The sequence below is a fragment of the Pseudaeromonas sp. HNCC25DJ180 genome, assembly GCF_055413345.1.
In genome coordinates this window covers 62,765-76,095 of the sequence record NZ_JBVAYF010000003.1, presented here as the reverse complement: position 1 = coordinate 76,095, position 13,331 = coordinate 62,765, and the positions used below count along the sequence as shown (strand labels likewise).

The window sequence follows — 13,331 nt, the reverse complement described above, 5'->3', positions numbered from 1 at the left end:
CTCCTTAACCTTGGCCCAGACGCAACAACCCTTGCTGCATGCTGCCAATGCGGTTCATCACCTCAACCGAGGTCTCAAAAGAGCGCGACGCGCTCATCATATCGGCCATCTCTTCCACCGGATTGACGTTGGCGGAGTAGACATACCCCTCACCATCCGCCAGCGGATTATCCGGCTCCAGTCGCTTCTGCACGACCCGATCGGACTGCACCACACCGGCAATCTGCACCTGGGCCGAGGAGAAAGCATCGCTATCCTGCACCCGCTGATAGAGAGTGGAGAAGACCGGCTTGATGGCCCGGAATGCCGTCTCTTCGCTGCTGGCGACGCTGTCGCTGTTAGCCAGGTTGGACGCCACGGTATCCAGACGCACGGTCTGGGCCCGCATGGCGCTGCCCGCTATGTCGTAAATCCGGTTGAATGACATTTAGCGCCCCTCTATGGCCTTTGCCAGACCGTTAATTTTCATATTCAGAAAGGTCAGGCTGGTCTGAAAATCCATGGCATTGTTACCAAACTTGCTCTGCTCCACGCCCAATTCGGCGGTGTTGCCATCGGCCGAGTGCTGGAAGGGCACCCGGTAGAGGGGTTGCTCCAGATCCAGTTCGCCGTTCGCCCCCGCCGCATTGGCGCTGGCCCCACGCTCCAATCGACTGGAGACATCCGTCAACACCTGCTGATAATCGATGTCGCGAGCCAGGTAGCCGGGGGTGTCCACATTGGCCAAGTTGCCCGCCAGTATCTGTGCCCGCTCGGCGCGCACCTGCAACGCATAGGGATGCACCCCCAACGCCTTGTCAAAATTGATGCTCATCGCCCTTCCTTAGTAGTCAGGAAATCTAATCACGGGTATGCTTAAACAAGAGTCATGCCACCCACAAGGCCCAATGAGATCAGCTAGTTACAATCACATCTGGCGGTTATTTCCCCTTGCGGCGGAAGGATGCCTTCCGCAGCGGAAGTCTCGCACCAGGCAGAGGGGCGCCCTGCTGTGCCTGGCCACCCTGCTGCTGCCCCACGCCAGCCACGCCGCCGACTCACTACAACAGCAGTTGGAGCAGGCCGCGCACCAACGGCTGAATGACTATCTGGCCAACCAAGGCTGGCCTGTCGGCCAGGTACAACTGCACAGCTGGCTGGCGGCCGGCAGTGCCCACCTCCCCCCCTGCGCGCAGCCAGTCAGCATCACCCCCAGCAGCCAGAGCGGTCTGCCCTGGGGACGCCAGCTCTATCGTTTAAGCTGCGCCCAACCCAGCTGGGAGTTGAGCGGCCGGGTGGAGTTGAGCCTGACTCTGCCGGTCTGGACCGCCGCGCGGGATCTGGCCAAGGGGGACTCGCTCACGAGCGGCGATCTGCTGGCCAAGAAGCTGGAGGTGAGTCGGCTATTTCGCGACTTCACGCCCACCAGCCAGTCACTCATCGGTCTCAAGACGCGCCATCGCATGCGCGTGGGACAACTCCTCACGGCCGCGCAACTGGAGAGCCCGCTGTTGATCCAGAAGGGCGAAACCGTGCTGATCCGGGCTGGCGGGGATGAATTTTCCGCCACCATGCAGGGGGAAGCGCTGGAGGCTGGCCACCAAGGAGAAGGGATCAAGGTGCGCAACAACAGTTCGGGCCGGGTGATCCAGGCCTGGGTGGTGGAGCCAGGGGTAGTAGAGACACGCTTCTAACTCGGAATTCCGATCACCTTTACCGGGAATCCCGATCTCCATCAAGTTCAGCAACCCCAGGTTTCGATTACAGTTTGACGATAATTTGTAGAGCCAAACAGGCCTGGCACAAGGCTAGCTCCTAAGGATGATTTATGTGGCACTGGGTTAAAGAACTCTGGATGGCGGCTCATCGTAGCTCGGTTGCACCCACCTGCGCCCTGCATGCCCCCATCGACACCGTCGCCCCCCCCCCTCAGGAACAGCGGACTAACGACCGGCCGGAAGAGAAGATGGAGCAGTTTGATGGCCTCTGGCGCCAGCTGCGCGCCAACAAGCTGGACTCCGTGATCTCGGCAGCCGACCAACTGTTGGCCTCAGGCTCAGCCACCGAGGTGCTGGAGGCGAGCAAGATCATGGGCCAGGTGTGCATCAACCGCCGCCACTATGCCGCAGCCAGCGACCATTTCCAGCGGGTGCTGACCCTGCAGGACTCTGCCGACAACTGGTTCAACCTGGCCACCGCCTCGGTGCTGGCCGGCGAGCTGCCCCAGGGAGAAACCGCATTCGAACGAGCCCTTGAACTGAGTGTGGAGCAGGGCTCCAGCGCCTATCCCTCCATCCCCTATATGCGCCTCTACTTCTGCTGCGCCCTGAGTGAACAAGGAGCGCTGAATCCCGCCATGAATCAAATCAACATACTGCGGCGCAACTATGAGAGCGTCGGCAATACGGACCCGCAATTCCTGCGCCAGCGAGGGCTACCCTCACTACAGCACACCATGAAGGTGGCGGAAGGGCTGTTTTTACGCGCCAGGAATAACTTCGACTATGAATCCTGGCTAGGCGAGTTTGCCAACAGCCTGGATACCCCGGGACGCCAACTGCTGGAGCACATGCGTCAGACGCTCAACACCCCACACCTGGAACCCACAGGCATGCCAAACCAGCGCACCATCACCCCGGCCGGATAAATGTGATGTGACCTGACCTAAAGTTTACTGTGACAGTGGTCGCTTCTTATCGTTTAGCAGCCACACAGGAAGAAATGTTATGAAGATCACCCGATCCGAAAGCCCGCAAGTCCCGACTAGTCGCCCCGGTGACAAGTCAACCACGACCCAGCAAGCCCCGCTTGCTCGTCCGGCCCAAGGGGCGCAACTCAGCAACCAAGTGCAAGGCATGGGCAAGGCGAGCCAGTTGCTAGCCAACACCCCGGATGTGGATATGAAGAAAGTGGAACAGATCCGCAGCGCGATAGCCGAAGGCAAGCTGGACCTGGATCTGGATGCCTTGAGTCGGGCCATAGTCGAGATGCATAGACAGTGAGCCCCGCCGAGCAGAAGCAGTGTCTGCGCCAGCTCATCGAAGGCATGCAGCAGGATCAGCACAGCTATCGGCAGTTACACCACTTGCTGAACCAGCAGTTGCTGCGCCTGGGGGCTCACGACTCGGCCGGACTGGCCATGCTGCAGCCACAACAGGAGGCCTTGATGACCACCTTGGCCACACGCGCAGCTGAACGCAGCCGCTTGCTCTCCGGCTTTGGCCTGCACGCCGATCAACAGGGCATGGCGACACTGATCAGCCGCTTACCGGCACAGTTGGGATGTCAAATGACTACGCTATGGCAGAACTTGCATCAACAACTCGCCGAATGCCAACAGCAAAATAGCATCAATGGCCGCCTGCTGGCCGGGCAGATGGAGTTGCTACGCAACCTGCTGCAACAACCCGATCCCTACCAACGCTACGCCCAAGAGTGACTCGCGGCACCGCCAACCGCTGACTAACGTCGTCGCAGCAACGCCTGCACACTCAACTCATCCAACAGGGTCTGCTCGGCCTTGCGGGTTTTTTCTTGCACCTGTGCCTCGCGCTGGGAGAGGATCTGGGTCAAGCCCTGCACCTTGCCAAACTGCTGGCGCAACAAGTGCTCCTGATGCTGCAAATCCAGCCGCGCCAGCGTGGTCTGCTGGGTCTGGTGGGCCAGTAGGGTGCGTAGCTGTTGCTGCATCCCCTGGTGATTCTGCCAATGGAGCGGATGGGGCTGGCATCCCTCGTCCAGCAACTGCTCACAGAAGGCCTGCAACACCTCGACGCGCTGCTCCTCGCGGCTCAGGCTCTGCCGCAAACGACTGCGCTCCTCGCCCAGACGCTCCAGATCCTGTTGCTGTAACCCCAAGTAGGATTTTAACAAGCTGGCCTCCTCGGCATGAACTTAACCATTGGGTCTCGGCTGCACGCGCACACGTTCATGACCCTCCGAGAAAAAAACCGCGGGCGTCTAGCGCAGCAGTTGCACCAGCGTATCGGCGCAGCTCTGCAACTCGGCCGCTTCATGAAGCCCCTGCTGCAGATAGGCGGCAATAAAAGGATAACGCTGCACCGCTTCATCCATCTGGGGATCGGCCCCCGCTTGATAGCCACCCAGGGGTAACAACTCCTTGACCTGTTGATAGCGGCCCCACAGTTGGCGTAACCGGGTCGCCGTCTGCAACCAATCGGCGGATACCACCTGGGGCATGACCCGGCTGACCGAGGCTCCAATGTCGATGGCGGGATAGTGGCCCTGCTCGGCCAACTGGCGCGTCAACACCACATGGCCATCCAGGATGGCGCGAGCCGCATCGGCTACCGGATCTTGCTGGTCATCCCCTTCGGCCAGCACGGTATAGATGGCCGTCATAGAGCCCTGGCTATGAATGCCATTGCCCGCCCGCTCCACCAGCTGAGTCAGCATGCTGAAGACCGAAGGCGGATAGCCACGGGTCGCCGGGGGCTCGCCTATGGCCAGGGCGATCTCGCGCTGGGCCTGGGCATAGCGGGTCAGCGAGTCCATCAGCAGCAGCACATCCAACCCTCGCTCCCGATAATACTCGGCCAGGCGATGACACAGTTGCGCCGCCCGCAGTCGCAGCAAGGGCGATTGATCTGCCGGCGCCGCCACCACTATGGCGCGCCGGCGCCCCTCCTCCCCCAGCGCCTGCTCGATAAATTCGCGCACCTCGCGCCCCCGTTCGCCGATGAGGCCCACGATGACGATCTGGGCCTGGGTGTTGCGGGTCATCATGCCCAGCAACATACTCTTGCCCACTCCGGAGCCGGCAAATAGTCCCAGCCGCTGCCCTTTACCGGGGGTCAGCAAGCCATTAATGGCGCGCACCCCCACATCCAGTGGCGAGACTATGGGCTGACGGGTCAGGGGATTGGGAGGGGGGGCAAACAGTGAAACCAGCTCACCACCCGCGGCTAAGGGGCGACCATCCAGCGGTTGCAACAGACCATCCACTACTCGACCGAGCAGATGATCGCCGATACGCACCCGCTCCTCCCCCACCACGGGTCGCACCCGGGCACCAGCAAACAGCCCGCTCATGGGCTCCAAGGGCATCAGGTAGGCTACCTCACGGTCAAAACCCACCACTTCGGCGGCCCGCATCTGACCATCCGCCCCCTGCACCAGACAGCGTTGGCCCATGATGAGCCGACAGCCCACCACCTCCAGCGTCAAGCCGGTGACGCGCACCAGACGGCCATAATGCTGAGTACGCTCGGTGCCACCGTGACCGTTCTGCAGCGCAGAGCAGGCCTGGGCCAAACTGCGCCGCAGCTGCTCGCTCATGCCCTCTCACCCTCGGCAGCCAGGGCGCTGGCCACTTGCGTCAGGCAGTCGGCCAGACGCTGTTCGGTCTGGCTCTCCACCACACTCTGGCGACTCTCGACCCGGCAATCACCTATCCCCAGGCTAGCATCCGCCTCCAGAGGCCAACCGGCACACTCGGCGTAACCCAGGGTTAGCAGACGCTGTCTATCTTCCGGATGGAGATAAAGGTGTACCCCCTCCTGCCCATCAGGCAAAGAGGCTAGCGACTCATTCACCCACTGCACTATTTGCTGGGGGTTCAGGGTCAGCTCGGCATGGATCACCCGGCGCGCCACTTGTGTCACCAGTTCGACCAGCAGGCCCTGTTGTTCGGCCAGACGACTGCGGCTGAGGGCATCGAGCTCCTCACGCAAGCGGTTGAAGGGATGCTGGGCCGTATCAAACAGGGCTCGGCCCTGGCGTTCGCCCTCGCGCACCCCCTGTTGCATCCCCTGCTGATAGCCCTGTTCGAAACCCAGTCGTTTGCCCTGCTCCAGCCCCTGCTCTTGACCGGTCACAAAGCCCTCACTCATCCCCTGCTCGAAACCGTGTTCGTACTGATGGGGCTCTGGTGCGGGTTCATGGCCTGCATGCAGCCGCTGCAACGGAGGGAAGTGGTGGTGACGCACCGCCCCCTGTGGGGAGAGGAGACGTAATTCCTTCTTCATGACCCGCTCCTCAGCTCAACACCGGTTCGTCAAACAACTGATATTCGATTTCGCCCTGTTCGACCAATTCGCGCACCAACTGCATGATTTCGTTGCGGGCATCCGCGACCTTGCGCACCGAGACCGACCCCTGACTCTGGATCTGGGTCTCCAGCGCCTGGGCCATCCGCTTGGGCATGGCACTGAGCACCGCCTTGCGCAGGGCCATTTCGCTGCCCTTGAGGGCAATGGCCAGCACATCGGATGGCAGCTCCTGGATAAGCGCCTGCAGGGTCTCGTCGCTCTGCCGCTTGAGGGTGGTGAAGTCGAACATGTTCTTCTCTATTGCCACCGCCATGGAGTTGTCGTGCAGCCGCAGCAGATCCAGCATCTGGGCGCGATCCCCCTGATAGCGGTTGAGGATATCTGCCACCTGGCGTACCCCGTCTACCCGCGCCCCGGCCTGTTCTGCCACGTAGGAGAGACAGCGTTCCAGCGTGGTGCGCAGCTCCTCCAGCACGTGTTCACTCACCTCCTTGAGGTTGGCGACCCGCAACAACAGTTCATCGTGCACATCGGTCGGCAACACATCGAGCACAGCGGAGGCGGTATCCGGCGGCAGGAAGGCCAACAGCACAGCCTGCATCTGGGGATGCTCATGGCGGAAGAAACGGGCCAGCACTTCGGCCGGCACCCACTGCAGGCGTTGCAGATCCTGGCTCATCACATCGCCATAGATGGAGTCGAGCATGCTGCGGGAGAGCTTCTGGCCCAAGGCCAGATCCAGCGTCCGCTCCAGGTAGTCCCGGGAGGCCCCGCTGATGCCGCTCTGCTCCTTGTAGAGGGTAAAAAACTGCTGCAGCGTCCACTTGGCTTCGTTGGCGCTCACTCCGGAGAGGCGCGCCATGCAGGTGGTCAGCTTCTGCACCTCATCTCGCGACAGGCGCTTGAGCACCTTGGCGGCAGCCTCGGCCCCCATGCTGAGCAACAGGATGGCCGCCTTGTCGATATTGTCCATCTGGACATCCCCGGAGGAGGGATTGGAATTACTGTTGTTCATAGCCACCCACCCACTGTCTGATCACCTCGGCCACGCGCGCCGTCTCCTTGTCTGCCAGTAGTTGCAGATGTTTGAGCTGTACCTCGAGGTCGGAACCCGGCTCCGGTAATCGTTCCAGATCCAGCCCCTCGTCGCCCACCAGACGAGCGGCCACCGGATCTATGCCCAACTCGCCCATCATGTTGGTCACATCCTGATCCGTCATGCGCATCTGGCCACGCACCTCGGCAGGCGCACGGTTGAGGGCCGGCCCCTCCAGAGCCAGCTCAGACTCGCCGGACGGCTCATCCTCCTCACTAGCCAGAGGATGCTGCATCCGCACCAGGTGTTTGACTAGGGGGCGAATGCCCATAAATACCAGTGCCAGCCCCAGCAGCCCCCCCACCAGATAGCGCAGGGAGTCTTGCCACATGGGTTGCTCCCACCAGGCAGACTCTGTGGGTGCGGCGCCCGCCAACACCAGCGGGTTGAACTCGAAGCTGTTGAAGCTGAACTGATCACCGCGCTTGGCATCAAATCCCACGGCACGCTGAACCATCTCCTGCATCTGCTGCAGTTGCTCCTTGCTCCAGCCCCCCTTGGGTGCCAACTGCTGGTTGATGAGCACAGAGACGCTCAACTGCTGGAGCCGTCCCTGCTGATACTGGGTATGCACCACGGAGCGGCTGTTATCATACTGACGGCTAAACTCGTTGCGCTCGGTGCGGCTGTCGTTGTTCTGATTGCCACTGGCAGCCGCATTGTTACCTGTCGCCGCAGTGTTCTTTTTCACCGGCGGCTGATTGGAGAGGGAGCCAGGTATCCCCAGGGCTAGCGAGTCCACCGTCTTGTCTGCCTTACCGGTCTCGCTGCGCATCACACTACTGGGGTCAATCTTCTCCTGAGTCTCTTCTCGGGTGTTGAAGTCCAGCTGTGCGGCGACCTGTACCCGGAAGTTGCCCGTACCCAGCAGGGGGTAGAGCATGTCGCTGGCCCGCTGCTTGATGTACTCCTCCTGCTTGCGCACATACTCCATCTGCTGCACCGACAACTTGCCGAATCCGCCCTTGTCACCCAGCTCACTGCTGAGCAACTGACCGGCCTGATCTATGATGGAGACCGCCTCGGGCTTCATCCCCGAGATGCTACCGGCGACCAGATTGGCAATGGCTTCCACTTGGCCCTGATCCAGGCCCCGACCCGGTTGCAGATCCAGCACCACGGAGGCCGTCGGCTTCTCCTCATCGCGCCCGACAAACAGGGTACGCTTGGGGATGGCCAGATGCACACGAGCACCACGTACCGAATCCAGAGCGATAATGGAGCGAGCCAGCTCACCCTCCAGGGCATGGCGATAGTGGGCCGACTCCATGAATTCGCTGGTGCCCAGGCTGGAGGCGCCATCCAGGCTCTCCAACCCGGCAGGCATGGCCGCCCGCACCCCGCGCGCCGCCAGTGCCATCCGCACCTGAGCCAACTGGGATTCCGGTACCAGCACCTGCCCTGTGCCTTTGTCCAGACGGAACGGCACCTGCTCCTTCTCCAGCAGTTCCAGGATATTGGCGGTGTCGTACATCTCCTGCTTGCCATACAGGGGCACATAGTTCTGGCTGGCGGTCCAGAGGATCACCACTATGGTGGCGGCCACGAAGGCGGCCAATAGGGCGATGACCAGCAGGGACTTGTTATCCCGCGACAGGCGACGCCAGTCGCGCCACCAGGTTTCCACGCGCTCCCGCAGGGAGAGCTCCGGCCCCGGCAGGGGCACGGCATTCACCAATTCACTCATGGCTCATCCTCACAACGGCAGACGCATGATGTCATCCAGACCACTCATCAACTTATTGCGTACCTGCATCAAGGTTGAAAAGCTCAGGCTGGCCTTCTGGCTAGCCACCATGGCCCCCACCAGATCATCACTCTGGCCACTGTCGACCGCCCCCATCAGGGAGGAGGCTACATTCTGTTGCTGATTGACCTGGCGCACCGTTTGCGTCATCAACTGGCCAAAACTGTCATTGGCATCATTGGCCGGAGCAATCGCCACTTCACTGCTGGCCAACTGCTCCATACGGTTCATCTTCTGCAGCAGCAGGGCCTGGGTCTGCATGGCTTCAATTTTCATGAGTGGTTCCTCTAAATCCGTACCAGTTGTTCTATGTCTATGCCCTGATCGCGCATGGCCGCCAATTTGTAACGCAGCGCCCGGGTAGTCAGCCCCAGGGCCTCGGCAGTACGTGTGCGATGTCCATCGAAACGACGTAGGGTCTCCAGCACAAACTGGAATTCAGCCTGGCGCCTGCTGGCGGCTAACCCCTGAGCGGCGGGCAAGTCACAGCCTCCCCGCGGCGGCGTGGCCCACTCCTGACTGGTCGTCGCGTGGGGCAGTAGCAGATCAACCGGTTGCAGATGCAGACCCCGAGTCAGGATCAGCGCCCGCTGGATGACATTCTCCAACTCGCGAACATTGCCAGGCCACTCGTAGGCCAGCAGCGCCTGGCGCGCCGCCGGGCTCAACAGATGGCTGCCAGAGGGGGAATATTTACGGATAAAGTGCTCGGCCAGCGGCAGAATATCGTCCCGCCGCTCACGCAGGCTGGGCCAGGCCAGGGGCAGCACATCCAGGCGATAGAAGAGATCCTGGCGGAAGGTTCCCTGGGCGACCCGCTCCCGCAAATCATGATTGCTCGCGGCTATGATGCGGACATCCAGGGCGATCTTCTGATGACTGCCGATACGCTCCACTTCCCGCTCCTGCAATACCCGCAACAGCTTGGCCTGCAACGCCAGGGGGAGTTCGCCTATCTCATCCAGCAACAAGGTACCGCCATTGGCCAGCTCAAACTTGCCCTCCTGGCTCGCCACGGCACCGGTGAAGGCCCCCTTGGCATGACCAAACAGGGTGGCCTCCAGCATGCTCTCGGGGATAGCCGCGCAGTTGATGGCAACGAAGAGCTTGTGAGCGCGGGGCGAAACGTCGTGGATGAAGCGGGCCAACCGCTCCTTGCCCGTACCCGATGCGCCCCCGATCAGGATAGAGGCATTGGTCTGCGCCGCCCGCCGGGCCAACTGCAGCACCTGACGACTGGCATGAGAAACCGCCACCAAATCCGGAATGGATTGATGCAGACGCAGGGCATGTTGCAGCGCCGCCAGCAGTTGTGCCCCTTCAAAGGGCTTGTGCAGGTAATCTATGGCGCCATGACGCATGGCCTCCCCCGCCTCCAGCCCCTGGCTGGCATCCACCATGATCAAGACCAGGCAGTCGGGGTACTGACGCAGGAAGCTGGCGACAAATGTGCCCACCGCCATATCGGGCAGCCTGGCATCCACCAGCAGAAGTGTCGGCTGGGCTCGGGCCGCCGCCTCGAAGGAACCGATGGCCGAGTTGGTGACGCGCAACGCAAAGCCCGCCTGTTCCAGCTGCTGGCTCATGGTCGTATTGATGTAACGGTCGGGATCGACCAATAACAGAGTCGGGAGTGCCATCAGCAGCACCCCTTGCCTGGCATAACCAAACGGTCTGCCTGAATAACCATGTATGTTAGTTCCATGACTATGATTTCCTCATCACTCAATGTGTGAAACCGATTGCTCGGTCGAAATCAAGCCAATGGCAGAAAATCCTGACGGACTCGCAGCCCGAGTGAAGCGCACAGCCGTGCACCCATCCTTGGGACGACGAAAATCAACTCACCTCCGTGGGGGGACCGGTGATCGCTGACCTGCCTTGGCAACCCCGCTATCGTGACCAGCTCATAGGAGCGGGTGGTAGACCGGAGGCTTTGCGTCCTGCCCTTTCGGAGCAGTTTGCCGTTTCATGCAGAAGGCGCAAAGAAAATGCACCTCGACATGGTTTAGGTAGAATAGCTGATTTCCGCTTAAGAGAAATAGCTGATTCCACCTTTCATCAACAAGATGACAAACCATGAGCGTATCTGCAGGACACGGCGCGGCAGCATGGCAACTGAATGAATAGATAACAGTTGCCATGACAGATTATTACCACCCTTGATAGTCCCGCTATCCTGACCACGCCTGTGGTGTTAGACCGGAAACTTTGCGTCCTGACCTTTCGACTCAGTTTGCCTTTTCATGCTGATTTATAAGGAAAATGTCCTCATTCGAAGACCGAAGGCTTCGTATGGAGTGAGAATCACTTTCCGGCATGAGAATATTCTTATTAAGATAAAAAACAATTCATTATCGACACGAACGAATCCATAAATTGTAATTTGTGAAGCATGCCGCAATCTGGCGCTAAAGTTTTAGCCAAGAGAGCCTATGACCTCAATTTGTAACTGTTCTGGGATCTCGTTATATGAGAGTACTTTAAGTCCTTTGGCGAAGCTGCGAGCGTAGCGTGCCAACAGCGGGCGCAGCTGCGGCATCACCACCAGCACCGGCGGGTGACCCAGTTGCTGGAGCTGCTCCTTGACCATGGGCATCTTCTGTTGCAACTGAGCCAGCAGGGTGGGATCCACCGGAAAGCCATCCAGTTGTACCTTGCCCTGTTGCTGCGCCTGACTCAGCGCCGTGAGCAGCGTCTGCTCCAGTCTGTCGTCCAGGGTGAAGGTGGCCAGCAACTGCCGCTCCCCTATGGCCTGACGCACTATGCTGCGCTTCAAGGCACAACGCACATCCGAGGCAAGCAGGATCGGATCCTTGGTCAACTCGCTGGCATCCAGCAGCGTGGTGGCTATGGTACGGATATCAATCAGACTCACCTGATCCTTTAGCAACTGGCGATAGACTCTGAGCTGCTGCATAGGAGTCAACGCCGTATTCAGCTCTTCGGCCAGCTTGGCAGAAATGCTGGCCAGATGAGCGGAGAGTTTGCCCACCTCCTCATGCCCAAACAGTTCGTCCAACTGCTCGCGTAACACCTTGGAGAGGTGGGTGGCGATGACCGTGGCCGCATCCACCACTGAATAGCCCAGATTGAGGGCTCGAGCCTTGTCATCGGCGGCAATCCACACCGCCTCCATGCCAAAAGCCGGGTCCTGGGTCAGTTCACCATCGACCTTGCCGTAGGTGTGGCCACTGTCGATTGCCAGCAAGCGCTGGCAATCCACCTGACCACCAGCCACCGTGATCCCCGCCAGCTTGATCACATAGCGCTCCGGGGCCAGTTGCAGGTTATCCCGGACCCGCACCTCGGGTAACAGGAAGCCCATCTGCTCGGAGAGGGTCTTGCGGACTCCGCGTACCCGGTTCAGCAACTCGGCCCCCTGCTCCTTCTCGGCCAGGGAGACCAGACGGTAACCCAGCTCGATGGCCAACTGATCCACATGGGGCAGATCCTGCCACTCCAGCCCCTGCTGCTCCTGTTCCTCGCGCTGACGCACCAAATCTTCCAGTGCCGCCAGGGGCGCCGAGACCTGAGCCCGCTTCTGCAGGGTCCAGCCGGCATAAGCCAGCACAGAGGCAAAGCTGAGAAAGGCCAGCATGGGCATGCCCGGCACCAGGCCCAGGATGAGCATGATGACCGCCGCGGTGAAGATGACCCGAGGCGAGGCCAGCAGCTGGCGCCCCACCTGATCGCTCATCTCCCCTTCGTCATTGATCCGGGTAACGATGATCGCCGCCGCCGTAGACATCAGCAGTGAGGGGATCTGCGCCACCAGACCATCCCCTATGGTGAGCAGGGCATAGAGCTTGAAGGCATCCGCCACCGGCAAGGCATGCTGGAAGATACCGATGGCCAGACCGCCAACCAGGTTGATCACCAGCACCAGGAGTCCGGCGATGGCATCCCCGCGCACGAACTTGGAGGCCCCGTCCATGGCCCCGTAGAAATCCGCCTCCCGCGACACCTCCTGACGTCGCAGCTTGGCCTGGTGCTGATCCAGAATGCCCGCATTCATGTCAGCATCGATGGCCATCTGCTTACCGGGCAAGGCATCCAGGGTAAAGCGGGCCGACACCTCGGAGATCCGCTCCCCCCCCTTGGTGATAACCACGAAGTTTATGATCATCAGGATGACGAACACCACTATGCCGACCACATAGTTGCCGCCTATCACCACCTCACCGAAAGCCTGGATCACCTTACCGGCGGCGTCCCCACCCTCGTGGCCATTGAGCAGCACCACCCGGGTTGAGGCCACGTTCAACGAGAGGCGCATCAGGGTCGCCACCAGCAGCACAGTGGGGAAGACCGAGAAGTCCAGGGGCCGCTTGGCCGAGACCGAGACCAGCAGCACCAGTACCGCCAACACTATGTTAAAGGTGAAGAGCGCATCCAGTAGCCAGGCTGGCAGTGGCAAGATCACCATGGCCAGGATGGCCAGTAGCAGCAGGGGAATACCCGTATAGGATTGAGTCAGTACACGCCAGTTCACAAT

14 protein-coding genes and 2 riboswitches are annotated in these 13,331 nt (G+C 60.6%); of the genes, 4 read left to right on the top strand and 10 right to left on the bottom strand.

The window, feature by feature from the left end; all coding sequences use genetic code 11:
- Nucleotides 1-4: 4 nt before the first annotated feature.
- Nucleotides 5-427: a lateral flagellar basal body rod protein FlgCL gene (gene flgCL / locus ACZYTD_RS03480; RefSeq protein WP_463889237.1), complete on the bottom strand. Its 423-nt coding sequence runs from the start codon at nucleotides 425-427 to the stop codon at nucleotides 5-7.
- Nucleotides 428-814: a flagellar basal body rod protein FlgB gene (gene flgB / locus ACZYTD_RS03475; protein WP_463889235.1), complete on the bottom strand. Its 387-nt coding sequence runs from the start codon at nucleotides 812-814 to the stop codon at nucleotides 428-430.
- Between the two features lie 73 nt (nucleotides 815-887).
- On the opposite strand from flgB, the gene flgA reads away from it, so the two are divergent.
- The 4 genes from flgA to flgN all read left to right on the top strand — a co-directional run bounded on the left by flgA (nucleotide 888) and on the right by flgN (nucleotide 3,418).
- Nucleotides 888-1,673 carry a flagellar basal body P-ring formation chaperone FlgA gene (gene flgA, locus ACZYTD_RS03470; RefSeq protein WP_463889232.1) on the top strand — a complete coding sequence of 262 codons (786 nt, stop codon included), beginning with the start codon at nucleotides 888-890 and terminating at the stop codon, nucleotides 1,671-1,673.
- Nucleotides 1,674-1,807: 134 nt separating this feature from the next.
- Nucleotides 1,808-2,626: a tetratricopeptide repeat protein gene (locus ACZYTD_RS03465; protein WP_463889229.1), complete on the top strand. Its 819-nt coding sequence runs from the start codon at nucleotides 1,808-1,810 to the stop codon at nucleotides 2,624-2,626.
- A gap of 79 nt (nucleotides 2,627-2,705) precedes the next feature.
- The gene (gene flgM / locus ACZYTD_RS03460; protein ID WP_463889227.1) at nucleotides 2,706-2,981 is read left to right on the top strand and encodes a flagellar biosynthesis anti-sigma factor FlgM; all 276 of its coding nucleotides are present in this window, start codon (nucleotides 2,706-2,708) and stop codon (nucleotides 2,979-2,981) included.
- The gene (flgN, locus tag ACZYTD_RS03455; protein ID WP_463889225.1) at nucleotides 2,978-3,418 is read left to right on the top strand and encodes a flagellar export chaperone FlgN; all 441 of its coding nucleotides are present in this window, start codon (nucleotides 2,978-2,980) and stop codon (nucleotides 3,416-3,418) included. The genes flgM and flgN overlap by 4 nt, the downstream gene beginning before the upstream one ends.
- A gap of 23 nt (nucleotides 3,419-3,441) precedes the next feature.
- On the opposite strand, the gene ACZYTD_RS03450 is transcribed toward flgN, so the two are convergent.
- The 8 genes from ACZYTD_RS03450 to lfhA form a co-directional block, all read right to left on the bottom strand.
- Nucleotides 3,442-3,852, bottom strand: coding sequence for a flagellar protein (locus ACZYTD_RS03450; RefSeq protein WP_463889222.1), 411 nt, complete (start codon nucleotides 3,850-3,852; stop codon nucleotides 3,442-3,444).
- Between the two features lie 87 nt (nucleotides 3,853-3,939).
- Nucleotides 3,940-5,265 (bottom strand): FliI/YscN family ATPase, encoded by a 1,326-nt coding sequence (locus ACZYTD_RS03445; RefSeq protein WP_463889679.1) that lies wholly within the window; start codon nucleotides 5,263-5,265, stop codon nucleotides 3,940-3,942.
- A gap of 8 nt (nucleotides 5,266-5,273) precedes the next feature.
- A complete protein-coding gene (locus tag ACZYTD_RS03440) occupies nucleotides 5,274-5,966 on the bottom strand; it encodes a FliH/SctL family protein (RefSeq protein WP_463889219.1) in 693 nt (230 codons plus the stop codon).
- Nucleotides 5,967-5,976: 10 nt separating this feature from the next.
- The gene (locus ACZYTD_RS03435; RefSeq protein WP_463889216.1) at nucleotides 5,977-7,005 is read right to left on the bottom strand and encodes a FliG C-terminal domain-containing protein; all 1,029 of its coding nucleotides are present in this window, start codon (nucleotides 7,003-7,005) and stop codon (nucleotides 5,977-5,979) included.
- Nucleotides 6,992-8,773 (bottom strand): flagellar basal-body MS-ring/collar protein FliF, encoded by a 1,782-nt coding sequence (gene fliF / locus ACZYTD_RS03430; RefSeq protein WP_463889214.1) that lies wholly within the window; start codon nucleotides 8,771-8,773, stop codon nucleotides 6,992-6,994. The genes ACZYTD_RS03435 and fliF overlap by 14 nt, the downstream gene beginning before the upstream one ends.
- A gap of 9 nt (nucleotides 8,774-8,782) precedes the next feature.
- On the bottom strand, nucleotides 8,783-9,109 hold the full coding sequence (locus tag ACZYTD_RS03425) for a flagellar hook-basal body complex protein FliE (RefSeq protein ID WP_463889211.1): 327 nt from the start codon (nucleotides 9,107-9,109) through the stop codon (nucleotides 8,783-8,785).
- Between the two features lie 11 nt (nucleotides 9,110-9,120).
- Nucleotides 9,121-10,473 carry a sigma-54-dependent transcriptional regulator gene (locus ACZYTD_RS03420; RefSeq protein ID WP_463889208.1) on the bottom strand — a complete coding sequence of 451 codons (1,353 nt, stop codon included), beginning with the start codon at nucleotides 10,471-10,473 and terminating at the stop codon, nucleotides 9,121-9,123.
- Nucleotides 10,474-10,713: 240 nt separating this feature from the next.
- A riboswitch (cyclic di-GMP riboswitch) is annotated at nucleotides 10,714-10,809 on the bottom strand.
- A gap of 185 nt (nucleotides 10,810-10,994) precedes the next feature.
- Nucleotides 10,995-11,084, bottom strand: a riboswitch (cyclic di-GMP riboswitch).
- A gap of 168 nt (nucleotides 11,085-11,252) precedes the next feature.
- Nucleotides 11,253-13,328, bottom strand: a complete 2,076-nt coding sequence (gene lfhA / locus ACZYTD_RS03415) for a lateral flagellar biosynthesis protein LfhA (protein ID WP_463889205.1) — start codon at nucleotides 13,326-13,328, stop codon at nucleotides 11,253-11,255.
- Between the last annotated feature and the right edge of the window lie 3 nt (nucleotides 13,329-13,331).